The following is a 15,551-nucleotide window of genomic DNA, read 5'->3' as shown; positions in this document are numbered from 1 at the left end:
GCAAACCAATACAACAAGGCAAGCATGCAAAACTCCAGCGCGCCACCGCCCGTTCACGACAACGCCCTGCACCGCTCCATCGGGGTGTTCTCGGGAACCGCGATCAACATGACCCAGATGTGCGGCATCGGACCGTTCATCACCATTCCGATCATGGTCGCCGCGATGGGTGGTCCGCAGGCGATCATCGGCTGGATTGCCGGTGCCATCCTGGCCATGGCCGACGGCCTGGTCTGGGCCGAACTCGGAGCGGCGATGCCCGGTTCGGGAGGCACCTATGTCTACCTGCGCGAGGCTTTCCAATACCGCACCGGCAAACTGATGCCGTTCCTGTTCATCTGGACAATGCTGCTGGCGATTCCCTTGCTGATGTCCACGGGCATCATCGGCATGGTGGAGTATCTGGGATTCTTCTTCCCTAATCTGGGCTGGTGGCCGATACATCTGGTCAGCGTAGCAGCGACTGCCATCGTTACCTGGCTCCTGTACCGCCGCATCGAATCGGTTCGCTCGATCACGGTCGCGCTGTGGGTCATCATGCTTATCTCCGTCATCGGCGTGGCGGCGGCAGGCTTCTCGCATTTCAATGCGAGTTTCGCCTTTACCTACCCATCCGACACGTTCGGCAGCCACTTCTTCGTCGGGCTTGGCGCGGGGCTGATCATCGGCATCTACGACTATCTCGGCTACAACACCACCGCCTATATCGGCGACGAGCTGCGCGATCCGGGGCGGACCATGCCCGGTTCCATCATCATCTCGGTGATCGCGATGATGTTTGTCTACCTGTTGCTCAACATCAGCGTGCTTGGCGTGGCGCCATGGCAGGAGATCGCCCAGTCCAAATCGGTGGCTTCGCTGGTGGTGGAACGTAGCTGGGGACATCTGGCAGCCGCCGTCATGACCGTCCTCATCATCGTGACCGCGTTCGCCTCGGTGTTCACCGGCCTGCTGGGCGGCTCGCGCGTGCCATTCCAGGCAGCGCAGGACAAGGTATTCCTGTCCATATTTGGACGCCTGCACGCGAAGCACCGCTTTCCGCATATAGCCCTGCTCACCATGGGCGTGGTGACAGCCATCGGCACGTTCTTCGACCTCACCGAAGTCATCAATATGCTGCTGACGGCGACCATCATCGTGCAGTCCATTGCGCAGATCGCGGCATTGGTCGTGCTGCGCAAGCGTCAACCGAATCTCGAGCGACCGTACAAGCAGTGGCTTTACCCGGTGCCATGCGTCATCGCGCTGTTGGGCTGGGTTTATGTGTATGTATCCGCCTCGACGTCGTCGCTGATCCTGTCGGGCATCTGGATTGTCGCCGGCCTGGTGGTGTTTGCCATCTGGGCCAGGCTCAACCAGTCCTGGCCGTTCGCGCCCGTCGAAGTACGCGAAACCTATCTTGGGAAACCGTAACGCCATGCAAACTCCAACCAGGTGCGCATTCTGGATGATGGCCGCGATGGCCATGTCGGCCGCACACGCGCAAACGACCTACACGCCCACCAAGGTAGCCGTCGATGCCGGCACGGTGACTCCCATCGCTCATTGGCATATCCAGGACAGCGCGAAGGCGCAGCAGACCGGCGCCGAGATCTCCGCGCCGGGGTATGCCACCGAGGGCTGGTATCCGGTAAGTGGCCGCGCGACCGTCATGGCCGGCTTGTTGGAGAACGGCACGTACAAGAACGACGTGTTCTACAGTGACAACCTGCGTGCGGTGCAGGTGCCCGACTCCAGCGGCACTCTTTTCGTGACACCTTGGTGGTACCGAACCCAGCTCACGCTGCCGAAGGCGCCGGCCGGAGGACATACGCTGCTGCGCGCCAACGGCATGATCGCGAGCGCCGACGTATGGGTAAACGGGCATCTGATCGCCGACCACGGCGAGGTTGCCGGAGCCTATCCCGTGCGCGAACTCGACGTGACGCGTTGGGTGCACACGGGCGACAACGTCCTTGCCATGCAAGTGCATCCGGCCGATCCGAGAGCGAGCCTGTCGATCGGCTGGGTGGACTGGAACCCCACGCCTCCGGACAACAATATGGGCCCATGGCGCGGCGTGGATATCGTGCAGACCGGGCCGGTCGAGTTGAGCTTTCCACAAGTGGTTTCAACGTTGTCGCTACCCGATCTCGCGCACGCCGCACTGGACGTCAAGGTGACTGCAAGGAACCTCGACACGGTGGCGCATGATGCGGCGATCGACGGCACGGTGGCTGGCATTTCCATAAAACAGACCGTCCATCTCGCACCCGGACAAACGCAAGTCGTTTCGTTTTCGCCTAAAACGACCCCTGCCCTCGCACTGGATCATCCGAAAATCTGGTGGCCGGTGGGCATGGGCGAACATCCGTTGTACCAACTCGAGCTGACAGCCGCAGTCGATGGCGCAACCTCCGACCGGGCCCTCGCGACATTCGGCATACGCAGCGTCAGTTCGAACCTGACGAAACAGGGCTATCGCCAGTTCTTCATCAACGGGAAACCCTTGCTGATTCGCGGCGGTGGCTGGGCACCGGACATGTTTCTGCGCGACGATCCCGCGCGCATGGACGCCGAGTTCAGCTACGTCCTCAACCTTGGCCTCAATGCGATCCGCAGCGAAGGCAAGCTGGAAAATCAGCGCTTCTACGATCTGGCCGACCGCAACGGCATTCTGATACTGGCAGGCTGGGAGTGCTGCGACAAATGGGAGTCGGCCGCCAAGACCGGTGGTGCACCCTGGAGCGCCGCAGATATGAAAGTGGCTGAAGACTCCGTGGCCAGCGAAGCGCGCCTGCTGCGCAATCACCCTTCGGTGATCGGCTTCCTGATCGGCAGCGACAATGCGCCTCCGCCGCCCATCGCGAAGATGTACTTCGATACGCTGCGCGCTACGGACTGGCCGCTGCCGATCATTTCGGCCGCCGTTCCCAAGGGCACCGCCGAACTCGGCCCCTCCGGCCTGAAGATGGATGGCCCGTACGACTGGATTCCGCCATCCTATTGGTACGCCGATAAGCTTGGCGGCGCGTTCGGCTTCGATTCGGAAGTCAGCGCAGGTGCGGATATTCCACGCTTGGAAGATGTGCAGCGCATGCTGTCGCCGCAGGAGCAGGAGGCCTTGTGGAAATCCCCTGAGGCCAGGCAATTCCACGCGTCCGCGGATTGGTCGACCTTTGCCGTGCTGACGCCGTTCGACAAGGCACTGGCTGCCCGTTACGGCGCACCCACGAGCCTTGCCGACTATGTCGCCAAGGCCCAGCTCGACAACTACGACAACGTCCGAGCGCAGTTCGAAGCATTCAACGCGCACATGGATGCCGCCAAGCCGGCGACCGGCGTGATCTACTGGATGCTCAACAACGCGTGGCCCTCGCTGCACTGGCATCTGTACGACTACTACATGAATCCCGCCGGGGCGTATTTTGGCGCCAAGAAGGCGAACGAGCTGGTACACATCCAGTATTCGTATGATTCGAACGGCATCGTGCTGGTGAACCATGGGCTCGACGATGTCCATGGCTTGCGGGCGAACATCCGCGTGCGCAAGCTGGATGGCAGCGTGCTTTACGAGAAGCGCCTGCCGAACATCGACCTGACAGGAAACCACACCCGGCAGCTGGCAACGCTGCCGACCATCGCCGACCTGTCCGCCACCTACTTCATCGAGCTCGATCTGACCGCATCCGACGGCAAGCCGGTCAGTCGCAACGTCTATTGGCTATCCACCCGGCAGGACAAGCTCAACTGGGCCAAGTCGAACTGGTATCTCACACCGTCAACGCAGTACGCGGACCTGACCGCACTGAAGACACTGCCGGCGGCCACAAGCGAGATCAAGGCAACGACGCGACATGAGGGCAACGAGGACGTCACTACCGTGACCCTGTCGGTGCCCGACGCGTCCAGGACCGTGGCGCTCTTCCAGCATGTGTCGATCCGGCGCGGCGCGCAGGGCGATCTTGCGTTGCCGATACGCTGGAATGACAATGACGTCACACTTTGGCCTGGCGAGTCGATAGTCCTGACCGCGCGATACGCAGCGCAAGGAACGGCAGCACCAGTGGTCGAAGTCAATGGATGGAACGTCCCGACCCAAAGCGTTCCGGCTGGCACCTCGCAGGGAACCGATCATTGAAGGCGCAAAGGCTTCCATGTCACGTGTGACCATCAACGATGTCGCCCGCGCCTCCGACACGTCGAAAAAGACCGTATCGCGCGTACTGAACAACGAGCCGAACGTGCGCGACGAGGTGCGGGACCGCGTGCTCGCGGCCGTTGCGCAACTCAATTACCGCCCCCTCACCTCGGCGCGCAGCCTGGCGACAAACCGCTCCTTCATGATCGGCCTGCTCTACGACAACTTGTCGCCGAGCTACATCATGGAAGTCCAGGCCGGCGTGCTGGAAGCCTGTGAAGCGGCGCAATACAGCATGATGGTACAGCCGCTGGTCTCGACCGCGCCGGACTTTGTCGAGCGCGTCGAGAGCATCCTGTGGCGGCACCGGCCCGACGGGCTGATCCTTACGCCGCCTATCACCGACCATCCGAAGCTGCTCGATCATTTGCGCAAGAACGACCTTCCGTTTGCCTCGATCGCGCCACGCCAGTCCAAGGGCTGCATCGGCGTCATCCTCCGGGAGCATGAAGCCGCAGCAGCAATGGTGGACCACCTTGTAGCACTGGGTCATCGCCGTATCGCCCACATCATTGGCCCGCCCAAGCACGGCGCCGGCATCTGGCGTCTCGCCGGCTTTCGCGATGGCTTGAAACGCGCAGGGCTGAAGGAAAACCCCGCCTATATGGTGCAAGGCCGCTTTTCTTTCGAGTCTGGCGTAGCTGCGGCCCGCCAGTTGCTCGCACTGAGGCAACGACCGACCGCCATTTTCGCGGCGGACGACGACATGGCCATCGGCGCGATCTGGGCAGCCGCGGAGGCAGGCGTGTCGGTTCCCGGCGATATATCCATTTGCGGTTTCGACGACACTACGATCGCCACCCAGGTGTGGCCGCCGCTCACCACCGTCCACCAGCCTGTGCACGAGATGGGCAAGCGCGCCACCGAAGAGCTGCTGCTTCGCGTGCTTGGCAAGGGAGACGCGCGCATGGTGGAAGTCGGCTATGAAATGCGCATGCGTGCATCGACGGCCCCAGCGCCATAAAAAGGTGCCTCGGATAACCTCAGTCTTGATTTCTCGTCATCCCGGCGTAGGCCGGGACCCAGTGGCATCGATTTCGAATTTTTGAGATAAACGCTCAGTTTTCTTGGCTCTCGCGACAACCGATCGCAAAGCCACTGGGTTCCGGCCTACGCCGGAATGACGAGTAGGAAGGGTTTTCAGAAGGCCCTGAAAGTCGCGCTATCGTAGCCACACCACACTATTCCGAGGACACCGCACATGCCAGACGCCAGCCACTCGCCACGGAAGTTCCACTTCATTTCCGGGCTGCCGCGCGCCGGCACCACGCTGCTGGCCGCCATCCTCAATCAGAACCCGCGCTTTCGCGCGGGCATGACCAGCCCGCTTGCCGACATCATGGGTGTGGTGATTGCCGAGGCGAGCAGCAAGAACGATTTTTCGTTCGATGTCTCCGACGAACAACGCGTCGCGCTATTGCGTGGCCTGGTCGAGAACTTCTATTCCGTAGAGACTGACGTCGGCGTGGTGTTCGACACAAGTCGGCTGTGGTGCAGCCGAATGCAGTTGCTCAACACGCTGTTCCCCGGCGTGAAAGTCATTGCATGCGTGCGCCAGCTGGCATGGGTGCTGGACAGCATGGAGCGCCTGGTGCGCCGGCAACCGGTCAGCGTCAGCAAGGTATTCCGTTTCGACACCAACACCACCGTGTACTCCCGCATCGAGGCTCTGACCGATCCACGGGGCATGGTGGGCTTTGCCTACCAGGCGACCAAAGACGCATTTTACGGCGAGTACGCACGGGACCATCTGCTGTTGCTGACCTACGAAAGCCTGGTGCGCGATCCGGCCGCCGCCGTACGCGCGGTTTATCAATTTCTCGGCGAACCCTGGTTCGAGCACGACTTCAACCACATCGAATACAACGCGGACGAGTTCGATGCCCGCGTCGGCATGCCCGGCCTGCATTCGGTTCGACCTAAGGTGGAGTCGAACGAGCGTCAGCCGGTTCTGCCGCGGGAGATCTTCGGGCGTTTTGCCAACGAAGCCTTCTGGATGGACCCAAAGAACAATGTCAACGAGGTACCTATTGTGTAAGGCCTGTTGTCGGCATGCCGAGTCAGAGTCACTCGATAACCTTATCCACGTTGTTATCGAATAGATCGCCGTCGCGATCGCTGGTCATGTTGTATAGGGTGTAGCGCCGATTGAGGCGTGCGCCGCCATCGCGCAACAGCGGCTCCCACATGAAGCTCGCCGAGGTGCGACTGGATCTCGGCAGCATCAGGTCGAATGGGATCGAGAAATAGATACCCTTGTCGAAGCTGCCCTCGCCGGTCGCCTGGCCTGACTTGTTGGTCAACGTCGCATAGGCTCCCATCTTGGTGCCGTTGGCGAACTGGCGCGAAATATCCAACGTCATGCCCACGTCGCCGGCAAGATAGCGCCCCGCACTCAACGCAACGGTGACATCATGGAATCGGGTGTCCATATAAAGCGTGGTCTGCCCGGTGATGATGTGATACGACCGCAATGCAAAGTCCTGTCTAAAGCCACGCTGTCGAACCCAGTTCACATCCGTGCCGATCGCCCATCGGTCACCGAAAGGCCGATACAGCACTTCGCCGCCAACGCCTGCGTACATGCTCTCCAGCATGCCGCCATAGGCCATGCCGAACAGATCGTTGCCCAGCCGTCGCGTACCCGTGAGCTGGAAGTTGGGCATCGTGATGTCCGAGCTGGTCAAGTACTCACGAATATTGGTGCGCACGCGTGGCAGCAAGCTCGGTGCCGTATAGGTGAACTTGTCGTAATTGTTGAGCAGGTTGACGCTGACCAGACCGTCCCACCACAGGTTCGGGGTGAAGTGGTAGCTGGCGCTGCCATCGGCTGTGAACTGATAGAGCACAAACGCATTGGGCCCGCCCAGACTCTGCTTATAGGCAAGGGCCACGCCGGCATCGAATTTCTTGGGTGTCGCCGAATACAGTGTCTGCTCCGGCTGTGGAATCGGCGCATCCTGCTCGATGCTGCGCTTGAACGCGGTCGAGTCGATCTTGTGATCGATCAGATCGACGAAGCGCGGCCGGTGCAACGTGTACTCCACCATCGGCATGCCGTAGCTTTCGCTGGACAGGGTAAACCAGTCGAAACTGCCGTCCAGGCGATTGTCCAGAATGCGCGAGACTCGCCCCAGCGCCTCGGCCGAATAGAAATACCGCTGCTGCTCGCCGTGAATGACCAGATCCGAGCCGCGCCGGCTGATACTGCGAACGGAAATACCGGCATTGTCGTTGAGGGCACGAATCAACTCGGGCCAATCGACTTTTTCCGGCGACATGGACGCTGGAGCAGCGACAGTGGCCGTCGCCTGCTTGGGCGCTACCGAAGGCAACGAGCGCAAGGGTTCCGGCGGAGGGTCCATCGTTTTCTCCGGCGGTTTGTGTTCGGCCAGGTTGGCGTGCAGGCTCAACGTCGCCATCACCGTGGTGCCACGCTCGTAGCCGACCGAGAAATCCACATTACGGTTGATCCGGAACAGCGCCGCAGCGTTGAACGGCGTGCGTTGCTCTAGATTGTTGTTGTGCGCTTCGTGCTGGTAATTGTTGCCGTCCAGTTCCAGTTTCAGGCGCAACCAATCCAGCGGCGTCTGGTACTCCACGCCGCCGAACAGCGCCGTCGGCCCACGAAAGTAGTTGAAGACGTTGAACTCACCACCTTGCTGGTTGGTGTTGCCGGCGCGCTGCTTGAATCCGCTGTAGATAAAACCAAACGGATTGGCCAAGTTGCCGCGTCCGCCAACATTGCCCCAGCCCAGACCCAGGCTTAGGTCGAGCGGCCCGAGACGCTTGGTGGCAACCAGGAACTCACCGCTGAACAACCCAGTACCGGCGATATCGCGACCACCGATCGAGACATCCGGCAAGTAGCGTGATTCGCTCCACAAGCGGACCTTCAGGTCGATCGATTTGTCCTTGAGCTTTTGATGCCCGCTCAGCGAGACCGGACCATACAGTTCGTTGCTGACGTTGGTGTACCGGAAGGTGGTTTCCATCCACGGCAATGGTTGCAGCATGAGGTTGTACTGCGAGAAGGGATAGACACGAGTGGCGGTGAAACTGATTTCGCCATCGTCGGCCATGCGCGCAGTCGGCATCTGCAACAAACCGATGCCACCGAAATCGTCATGCGTATAACCCGGGGCTTCCTGCGCATGGAGGGCCTTGCTCAACGATGCGGCAAGCAGCAACCCCACGGGCCACATGCCACGGCGCAGAAAAACGAAAGGGCCAACGCCAGGATGGCCAACCCTCCCGTTCACTTCGGCACCTCGGTATCGCTTACCGGCTGGGTCGCCAGAAAATCGGCCATTTCATGATTGAAAACGTCATCCGCAGCCGAACGAATGACATGTCGATCCAGCGGCACATAGATAATCGCGCCGGGCGCCAACACCATCGGCGGACTGCGATTCCACAGCGCAATGCCCAGCTCGGAGACTTGTCCATCCGGCTGAATCACGTACAGCAGCTCCTTATCCGCTGCCGATGACGGCGCGCAATCTGCCAGATAGTCGCGTGCCGCCCTCAATCCGATCTGCGGCAATATGCAGGGATGCGCGACGGCACCTACTACACGCACACCGGCTGGGCGTTTCGGATAGTTCAGCTGATCGCCATCGCCGAGCGGAAAATTGTCGGCGTCGCTGATCGCCAACTGCGCGGGATCGAGCGTATGCACCAATCGGCGGCCAGTCAGCGGCAGGCTTTGTAACCAATCTCGCAAAGAGCGGCTGGCCGCGAGCATGGCATCGTCGCCCGCAACGGCAGCCTGTTGTCGTATCACCTCCAGTTCGTACAACAGCCCTACCTGTTGGCGCCGTTGTAACAACAACTGCGAATGCTGCGACCATGACGCTCCCAGCACATAGGCTTCGGGATCGACTTGCGCGAGCTTGGCTGCATCAGCCAGTCGTGGCGCCTCGGCCAGCGCATAGGTGCCTGGCCGTGCTACGGCGCCCGTTACGGTCACCTGTGCCAGCGACAGCCGCGACACGCACAGCAATATCAACAGACAGCCGGCACGGAGCAGGCATCTCATGGCGCAGTTTCTCGATATGGCCGCAACTGAATCAGCTCGAGCGATAGGCCGGGCGCCGCGTACTGACGGCTCTTCCAGATGAATCCGTCGACCGGATCAACCCAGTAATGATTCACTACATCCAGACCAGCTTCCGCCGATCGCACTCGCTCATCTATGCGGCGCAAGTGATGCACCGCACCGAGAATCTCGACATTCTCCATCGCCTTGGGCGACAGCAGCGCCTGCGCCTGCACGCCATAGCGGTATCCCGGCGACCAATCCATCACACGTGTGTAGCTTATCGGCTGCGGCAGATGCTGCAGACCGGCAGCGAAAGGATCCATCTGCGGCAATAGCACGGCATCCAGGTTCTGAGTCAGCCCGAGGGTCTTTACCAACAATCCGTGGCTCAAAAAAACTGCCTGTCCGTCCGCACCGTACCAACCGAGCCTTGCACCCTGCACGCTGGCGAGCACCATGACGGCCTCGCCATCATGACTCGATACCTGAAGCTGGAAGTAAGGCTGCGCGGCGACCGATGCCGCGGTCGGATGAACATCGGCGCGATGATCGACCGCCTGCTTCAACGCGTCGATACTGCCCATCGAAACCGTCGTGCAGCCGCCCGACAACGCGATCGCCATGAGCAGGCTCAGTCGAATGCACAGGGATGGCGAAGGTCTGTTCACAACCCACCCACAGCACGCATCAATTAGTGGTATCCAGGAAATTGGTCTTGGCGGTGGACAAGTTACTGATCACTCCCGACAACGGTAGCAGCTGCTGCAGGAAGCGATTCCAACGCGTGATGTCAGCCGGGCCCACGAACACAACGTCACCGGGGCGCACCGAAAATTGTGATGCCAAGGCAAATGCCGTCGGCGATTCGGCGCGCAGCTGGTAGATCATGGCCGGCGATTTTTCCATATCCTCGACACCGCGGATCACGTAGACCGCGTTGCCCTTGGATGTGACTTCGTTGAGACCGCCTGCACGGCCAAGGGCCTGGCTCAATGTCAGATCGGCGGTCTTGAAAGGAATCGCCATCGGACGGACGACCTCACCCACGACGTACACTTCTTTGCGATCGTTATAAGGCAGGAAAATCTGATCGCCAGCCTTGAGCCAGACATTGTCGAGCCCATGCGGCTCGCGGCTGAGTGTGTCCATATCCAGGTGATACTCGTGACCGTCGCGCGTCAACACCAGCCCAGAAAGGTCGGCCTGATCCGTGTTGATCTGTGCCAGACCGATGGCCTGCGACAACGACAAGGGCGTTACCGTTATCGGCTGCGGCTCGGTCTTCATGAATGCGCCACGCAGCGTGATGCGCTGACTGCCATAACTGATCACACTGAGATCGACCTGCGGCTTTTCTACATACTTGGCCAACTTCTCGGTGATCGCAGCGCGCAGCTCCTCGATGGTCATGCCCTCTGCTTTGAGCAAGCCCACATAGGGATAGAACAAGGTGCCATCGGTGCGCACGAGACGACCATTCGCACTTGGCTGCTGTTGCGGCCCAGCCGGCGAGGTCAGTTCCGGATGCTCCCACACCGTGATGTAGAGCGAATCGCCCGCACCGATGCGATAGCTCCCAGGCTGAAACGCAAGCAGCTCTGGCGGAATCGCAGCGGATACCGCCGTTGCCTTGTCCATGGCAAGCAGCTTGGGCGTGATAGGAACCAACTGATAGCGAGCCGCTTCCACCGAGCCCTGACGCGTAAGCCCGACCGTACTCATGTGCTGGCCGGGCGCCAGAACGCAGGCATGCAGGGCCAATGCGGCGATTGCGACGGCCAAAGCCCGCAGATTTTTCTTCACGTGAGGAACCTTTACTTAACCAACACAGTCGCTGCCGCAGCAGCGACGTGATCTTCCACCCAGGCCCCTACCAATGGTGATCGATTGTTGTATCCAAGCCGCGCACGACTGCCGGCCATGCGCAAAGACCCTTCAGACGACAGGGTCTACGCAAAAAAAACTTCAACTAGTGCGTGCCTGTGGTTCCGCTAGTTCCGGTACCGGTTCCCGTACCTGTGCCGGTTCCCGTACCTGCGGTACCTGCCGCAACAGCTGCTGCCGCCGCACCGGGCCCGACTGCCGGCTTCCTCAAACTACCGTGCGCTGCGGCACTCGCTTGAGCCGGCGTGGCCAGTGCTGGTTGCACCGGTGCTTGATTCGCTGGCGATGCCGGAGCTTGACCGGCTGGTGCCTGTGAAGGACTTGGTGCGACAGCCTGTGCGAATGCCTGCCCAACCAAAGCTAGCGAGAAAGCTCCTATCACAAGAATCTTCATGGTCTTTCCTCGATATCTGCATTCAGGAAAATCGAATCCACTGCAGCCTAGCAGACCAAGACTGCGATGCACACACTCTGATCGAATAGATGCGTGTTTATGTGCGCCAGATCATCACGCAACTGAACCGTCATTAAGATTCTTAAATTCAACAGTAACCATCATCGTTTCTTGTTCAGCATAGACGGAATCTTCATTGCTTGTTCATTGAATTTTCGCAAACGACAAAGTTCATCAGTGATGCGAAATTTGGCTTCGCCAAACATGTGAAAACAGGCTCATCGTTGAGCAGTTGCGCGAGCATTTCATCACTCGATATCGAAGCGATGCCCATAGTGTGACTTTATCAGCAGACACTTGTAGTATCGTTCGGCACACTAGAAAAATTGAAGGCGTATACCGCCTCGCCAGATATACACAACATGCATGTGATGTCATGTCACCTTCATAATTTCATTTCGTAAACCAGAAATTTATGACTCGCTTGTTGCCAAATCAGGGGGTAACTAAGCAATCTGGTCTACCCAATGTTAGATGCAAGCATGATCCCTATCTGCACCGTGACCTTGTTCATCACGGTCCTCGCGATAGCGGCACTTCGTAAATTTGCCGAGCAGTTGGGCTTGATCGACCGCCCCAGTGGTCGCAAGCAGCACATCGGAAGCGTTCCGTTGATCGGCGGCCTTTCGATCTTCCTCGGCCTGTCAGTTGGCGCCATCTGCTATGGGCATTTCGGGCACTTCTCCTGGATGTTGCTCGGCACAGCGGCCGTCATGGTGTTCCTGGGTGCGCTGGATGATCGGAACGACCTGAGCGTACGCTCGCGTCTGGTCGTACAGGCGGCGGCGATACTTACCATGATCGCCACCACCGGCATCTATGTGCACAGACTGGGGCATGTCCTTGGCATCGAACTGGAACTGGGCTGGCTGGGTATCCCGCTGACCGTGATTGCGGTGATTGGCCTGCTGAACGCGTTCAACATGATGGATGGCATCGATGGTCTGGCGGGCGGGCTCGGCCTGATGAGTATCGGCAGCATCCTCCTGTTCAACAGCCAGGTCGGCGACCACGCCAAGCCGCAGGGCGTCGTGACGATCGTGACCTTGCTGGCTGTCGCCATATTGCCGTTCATGCTGGCCAATCTCGGCATGTTTGGGCGCAAAATCTTCATGGGCGATGCTGGCAGCATGGTGCTGGGCTATCTCCTGGCCTGGACCTTGATCGAGCTGAGCCAAGGCTCGCAGCCAACCCTGTCATCCAGCGATGTGCTGTGGTGCGTAGCACTGCCCGTCTTCGATACCTTCGCGGTCATGTATCGACGTATGCGCGAGGGTAAGTCCCCATTCAAGCCGGATCGCGGCCATATTCATCATATTCTGATGCGTGCCGGCCTTGGACCGCGTAGCACCTTGGTGGCTTTGTTAATCCTATCGGGCGGCCTTATTCTTCTTGGCCATCTCATGCATCGCCTGGGTCCGGGCGCCAATTTCATTGTGTTTGGTGGCATGACGGTGGTCTATACCATCACCATGGCTCGTATCTGGAATATGCAAACGGATCGCGCTTCGCTAGCCGCCGTACGCAGGGCCAACTGAAATTCACGTTTCATATATAGAAATACGTGTTTCTGCGCAGTCTATATAATTAATATTCATATTAAATATGGCTCTGTGAATATGCCAGAGCGACAAGCGAAAGCACCGTAGCATGGATACATCTTCGTATTTTTATGATCTGTGCTATCCCACCTCGCAGACACTATTACTCGCTATCATTGGTCTGCTGCTCTGGATAAAGCGATGGCATAAGACAGGTCTCGCCTTTTTGGCTGCGGGACTTTTATGGCTTGTTGCTTGCGCTACGCCAGTTTTCACAATATGGCTGACTGGCAGCCTGGAGCATCAGTACCCTCCACGCGACGCAGCGACTTATCTCAAAGCAGACGCAATCGTTATCATCGGCGGAGACAGTCCGCTCAGCGAGCAGCAGGATTGGGACGACGAAGAAGGCCCGATGGCAACAACTCGTGTCGGCTTTGGCTATTTGCTCTACAAGGCAGGCAAGGCTCCGATCATCCTGCTCTCTGGCGGGTCGGGCGGCGCGCAGCGGATGGCCGTGATGCTCGAGCAACAGGGTGTTCCATCGTCCGCACTGCGCATCGAAAGTCGTAGCAGCAATACCTACGAAAATGCCCTGTATTCCTCGCATATGCTGGCCGATGAGAAACTGCGGCGAATTTTGCTGGTGACCTCGCCGATGCACATGCCAAGAGCGATAGCGAGTTTCAGAAAGCAAGGCCTCGAGGTGATACCCGCATCAGCGCGGACCAGCCCCGCCGCCAAACCGCTCCTCGCAAACGATAAATGGTGGCCGCAACGCGCCGTGCTCTGGCTCAACCACCATATCCTGCACGAATATATCGGCCTGGCTGTTTACGTTCTGAGCGGCAGAGCCTGAGAGCTTCGTACCGGCTCACTGTCCAACGCGGCCGTTGAACTGAATCGACGTGCCGTTCGCCGCACGGCGAATACCGACATCGAGCTTGTTGTCGTACTCGAAGCTGCTCGAGTCCAGCTGCAAATTGCCGCTACCTACGCGCATGCCCTGGCCCGCGCCCAGAAAAATGGTATTGGCGGCCGGACGTCCCGAGAGGTGCGCAGTATGCGTAACAGTGTTGCCCGAAATGACTACGACGCCGATGTGCCCTGTGGTGTCAGCGGCCTCTTCCACGGAAAAGCCGATACAGGTGCCATAGATATCCTTGAAGATATTCCCAGCGCACACCAGGCCATGCACACCAAGGACACCAATGACGCCGAGTTGCGGACGAATGCCGCTGAAGGTATTGCCGGTAATCACCGCGTTGATCGCATTGGCGCTAGTAGCTGACGCCGTACTACCAACTCGGATCGCATCGCCCCCCGCCCCTGATCCGGGTGGAGATTGCTCGAACACGCAGCCGCTGATCTGGGTACCGTTGAGACCATTGATGGCCACGCCGGTACGGACGATATTCAAGAAATGGCAGTTCAGGACGGAGAGATTGTCGACCGGATCGGCCGTAGTCTTCGGTTTGGAGGCACAGGCGATGCCCCAGTAGCAACGATCGAACTGACAGTCGCTGACCAGCCAGTCGTGCATGTTGTGGCTTGTCTGATAGATATTGTGAAACGTAACGCCCGCGGTGTTCACCGAATCGATATTACGGAACGTGCAGTTTCGAATCGCAATATTGCGATAGACACTCCAATCGTGGTCCGGCTCGAAATCGATGCCACCAACCGAAGCGGAAAGCTTGGCGTTGCCGATATTCTGGAAGATGCAGTTGGCTACCGTCAGCCCATCGCAGTCGATCACGGACAGGCCATTGCGATTGTTCTTTACCGCACCGTCGAACAGGCAATCATGCACATTGACGCGCTGGTTGTAGCGCTGGGTCTGATGCAGCGTGCCCGAACCGACATACATGCCATCGCCGCGAAAACCATAGAACGATACATTCTGAACCGTCATGTCCGACGTGGCATTCACCGCAAGCAGATAGTAGAACGGTTGATAACCGAATTCGACCACGCGCCCATTGAGCTTGAGATGATGGAGCGAGACATTGCGCATATTGTCTGCAACATTGCTGGTCCCACCGCTACCGACATGGGTAGCAAGCAAATACTGGCAGGCCAACGTAGCGTCGTAGACTCTGATCTCGCTTGACGGGCCTGCGCCATAGAATTCCAAGTCCGACTTCAGGTTCAGTTGCTTGCTGAGATAGACGCCGGGCGGAACGAATACCTTGCTCGCCGCATTGATTGCCGCCTGGATACCGTTGGTGCAGTCGTATTTGCTGGTGCCGGCACTGATCGCCGCATGCTCGGTCTTCGGCAGGAAATCCAGCACGCTCACTTCTTTCTGCATTTCGGGTTACTCCTCTCGGTTCTGCGAGAGATCTCAAACATTGAGACAAGGTTTTGCAGGAACCACCTCTAAGACCTCAGCCTCTCCTACCGTCATCCCGGCCTGCGCCGGGATGACGACCGGGTGGTTTTCGA

Annotated in this window: 11 protein-coding genes; 6 read left to right on the top strand and 5 right to left on the bottom strand. The window is 59.0% G+C overall.

What is annotated here, in order from left to right; genetic code table 11:
- Window positions 1-24: 24 nt before the first annotated feature.
- The 4 genes from ACZ6WW_RS06675 to ACZ6WW_RS06660 all read left to right on the top strand — a co-directional run bounded on the left by ACZ6WW_RS06675 (window position 25) and on the right by ACZ6WW_RS06660 (window position 6,218).
- Window positions 25-1,413 carry an APC family permease gene (locus tag ACZ6WW_RS06675; protein WP_465273498.1) on the top strand — a complete coding sequence of 463 codons (1,389 nt, stop codon included), beginning with the start codon at window positions 25-27 and terminating at the stop codon, window positions 1,411-1,413.
- Window positions 1,414-1,417: 4 nt separating this feature from the next.
- Window positions 1,418-4,120, top strand: coding sequence for a glycoside hydrolase family 2 protein (locus tag ACZ6WW_RS06670; protein WP_465273497.1), 2,703 nt, complete (start codon window positions 1,418-1,420; stop codon window positions 4,118-4,120).
- Between the two features lie 16 nt (window positions 4,121-4,136).
- Window positions 4,137-5,144: a LacI family DNA-binding transcriptional regulator gene (locus ACZ6WW_RS06665; RefSeq protein ID WP_465273496.1), complete on the top strand. Its 1,008-nt coding sequence runs from the start codon at window positions 4,137-4,139 to the stop codon at window positions 5,142-5,144.
- Between the two features lie 237 nt (window positions 5,145-5,381).
- On the top strand, window positions 5,382-6,218 hold the full coding sequence (locus ACZ6WW_RS06660) for a sulfotransferase family protein (protein WP_465273495.1): 837 nt from the start codon (window positions 5,382-5,384) through the stop codon (window positions 6,216-6,218).
- A gap of 28 nt (window positions 6,219-6,246) precedes the next feature.
- Here ACZ6WW_RS06660 and ACZ6WW_RS06655 read toward each other — a convergent pair whose 3' ends face one another.
- The 4 genes from ACZ6WW_RS06655 to ACZ6WW_RS06640 all read right to left on the bottom strand — a co-directional run bounded on the left by ACZ6WW_RS06655 (window position 6,247) and on the right by ACZ6WW_RS06640 (window position 11,027).
- On the bottom strand, window positions 6,247-8,442 hold the full coding sequence (locus ACZ6WW_RS06655) for a YjbH domain-containing protein (RefSeq protein WP_465273494.1): 2,196 nt from the start codon (window positions 8,440-8,442) through the stop codon (window positions 6,247-6,249).
- Window positions 8,439-9,221, bottom strand: a complete 783-nt coding sequence (locus ACZ6WW_RS06650; RefSeq protein ID WP_465273493.1) for a capsule biosynthesis GfcC family protein — start codon at window positions 9,219-9,221, stop codon at window positions 8,439-8,441. Before ACZ6WW_RS06650 ends, ACZ6WW_RS06655 begins: the two co-directional genes overlap by 4 nt.
- Entirely contained in the window at window positions 9,218-9,847 is a 630-nt protein-coding gene (locus ACZ6WW_RS06645) for a YjbF family lipoprotein (RefSeq protein ID WP_465273492.1), read from the bottom strand. Before ACZ6WW_RS06645 ends, ACZ6WW_RS06650 begins: the two co-directional genes overlap by 4 nt.
- 64 nt (window positions 9,848-9,911) lie before the next feature.
- The gene (locus ACZ6WW_RS06640) at window positions 9,912-11,027 is read right to left on the bottom strand and encodes a polysaccharide biosynthesis/export family protein (RefSeq protein ID WP_465273491.1); all 1,116 of its coding nucleotides are present in this window, start codon (window positions 11,025-11,027) and stop codon (window positions 9,912-9,914) included.
- A 1,017-nt stretch (window positions 11,028-12,044) separates the two neighbouring features.
- Between ACZ6WW_RS06640 and ACZ6WW_RS06635 the strand changes: the two genes are divergently transcribed.
- Together ACZ6WW_RS06635 and ACZ6WW_RS06630 are read left to right on the top strand one after the other, a co-directional pair.
- Complete coding sequence (locus ACZ6WW_RS06635) at window positions 12,045-13,100, top strand: undecaprenyl/decaprenyl-phosphate alpha-N-acetylglucosaminyl 1-phosphate transferase (RefSeq protein WP_465273490.1); 1,056 nt, start codon at window positions 12,045-12,047, stop codon at window positions 13,098-13,100.
- 112 nt (window positions 13,101-13,212) lie between these two features.
- Window positions 13,213-13,962, top strand: coding sequence for a YdcF family protein (locus tag ACZ6WW_RS06630; RefSeq protein WP_465273489.1), 750 nt, complete (start codon window positions 13,213-13,215; stop codon window positions 13,960-13,962).
- Window positions 13,963-13,977: 15 nt separating this feature from the next.
- On the opposite strand, the gene ACZ6WW_RS06625 is transcribed toward ACZ6WW_RS06630, so the two are convergent.
- Window positions 13,978-15,417: a glycosyl hydrolase family 28-related protein gene (locus ACZ6WW_RS06625; RefSeq protein WP_465273488.1), complete on the bottom strand. Its 1,440-nt coding sequence runs from the start codon at window positions 15,415-15,417 to the stop codon at window positions 13,978-13,980.
- Window positions 15,418-15,551: the final 134 nt, after the last annotated feature.

The organism is Dyella sp. NPDC103356 (genome assembly GCF_055584465.1).
This window is presented reverse-complemented; position numbering and strand designations above follow the sequence as displayed.

Coding starts and splice junctions, on each gene's coding strand:
- ACZ6WW_RS06665 (WP_465273496.1), top strand. CDS start 4,137: ATGTCACGTGTGACCATCAACGATGTCGCCCGCGCCTCCGACACGTCG.
- ACZ6WW_RS06660 (WP_465273495.1), top strand. CDS start 5,382: ATGCCAGACGCCAGCCACTCGCCACGGAAGTTCCACTTCATTTCCGGG.
- ACZ6WW_RS06670 (WP_465273497.1), top strand. CDS start 1,418: ATGCAAACTCCAACCAGGTGCGCATTCTGGATGATGGCCGCGATGGCC.
- ACZ6WW_RS06635 (WP_465273490.1), top strand. CDS start 12,045: ATGATCCCTATCTGCACCGTGACCTTGTTCATCACGGTCCTCGCGATA.
- ACZ6WW_RS06650 (WP_465273493.1), bottom strand. CDS start 9,221: ATGAGATGCCTGCTCCGTGCCGGCTGTCTGTTGATATTGCTGTGCGTG.
- ACZ6WW_RS06645 (WP_465273492.1), bottom strand. CDS start 9,847: ATGGCGATCGCGTTGTCGGGCGGCTGCACGACGGTTTCGATGGGCAGT.
- ACZ6WW_RS06630 (WP_465273489.1), top strand. CDS start 13,213: ATGGATACATCTTCGTATTTTTATGATCTGTGCTATCCCACCTCGCAG.
- ACZ6WW_RS06625 (WP_465273488.1), bottom strand. CDS start 15,417: ATGCAGAAAGAAGTGAGCGTGCTGGATTTCCTGCCGAAGACCGAGCAT.
- ACZ6WW_RS06675 (WP_465273498.1), top strand. CDS start 25: ATGCAAAACTCCAGCGCGCCACCGCCCGTTCACGACAACGCCCTGCAC.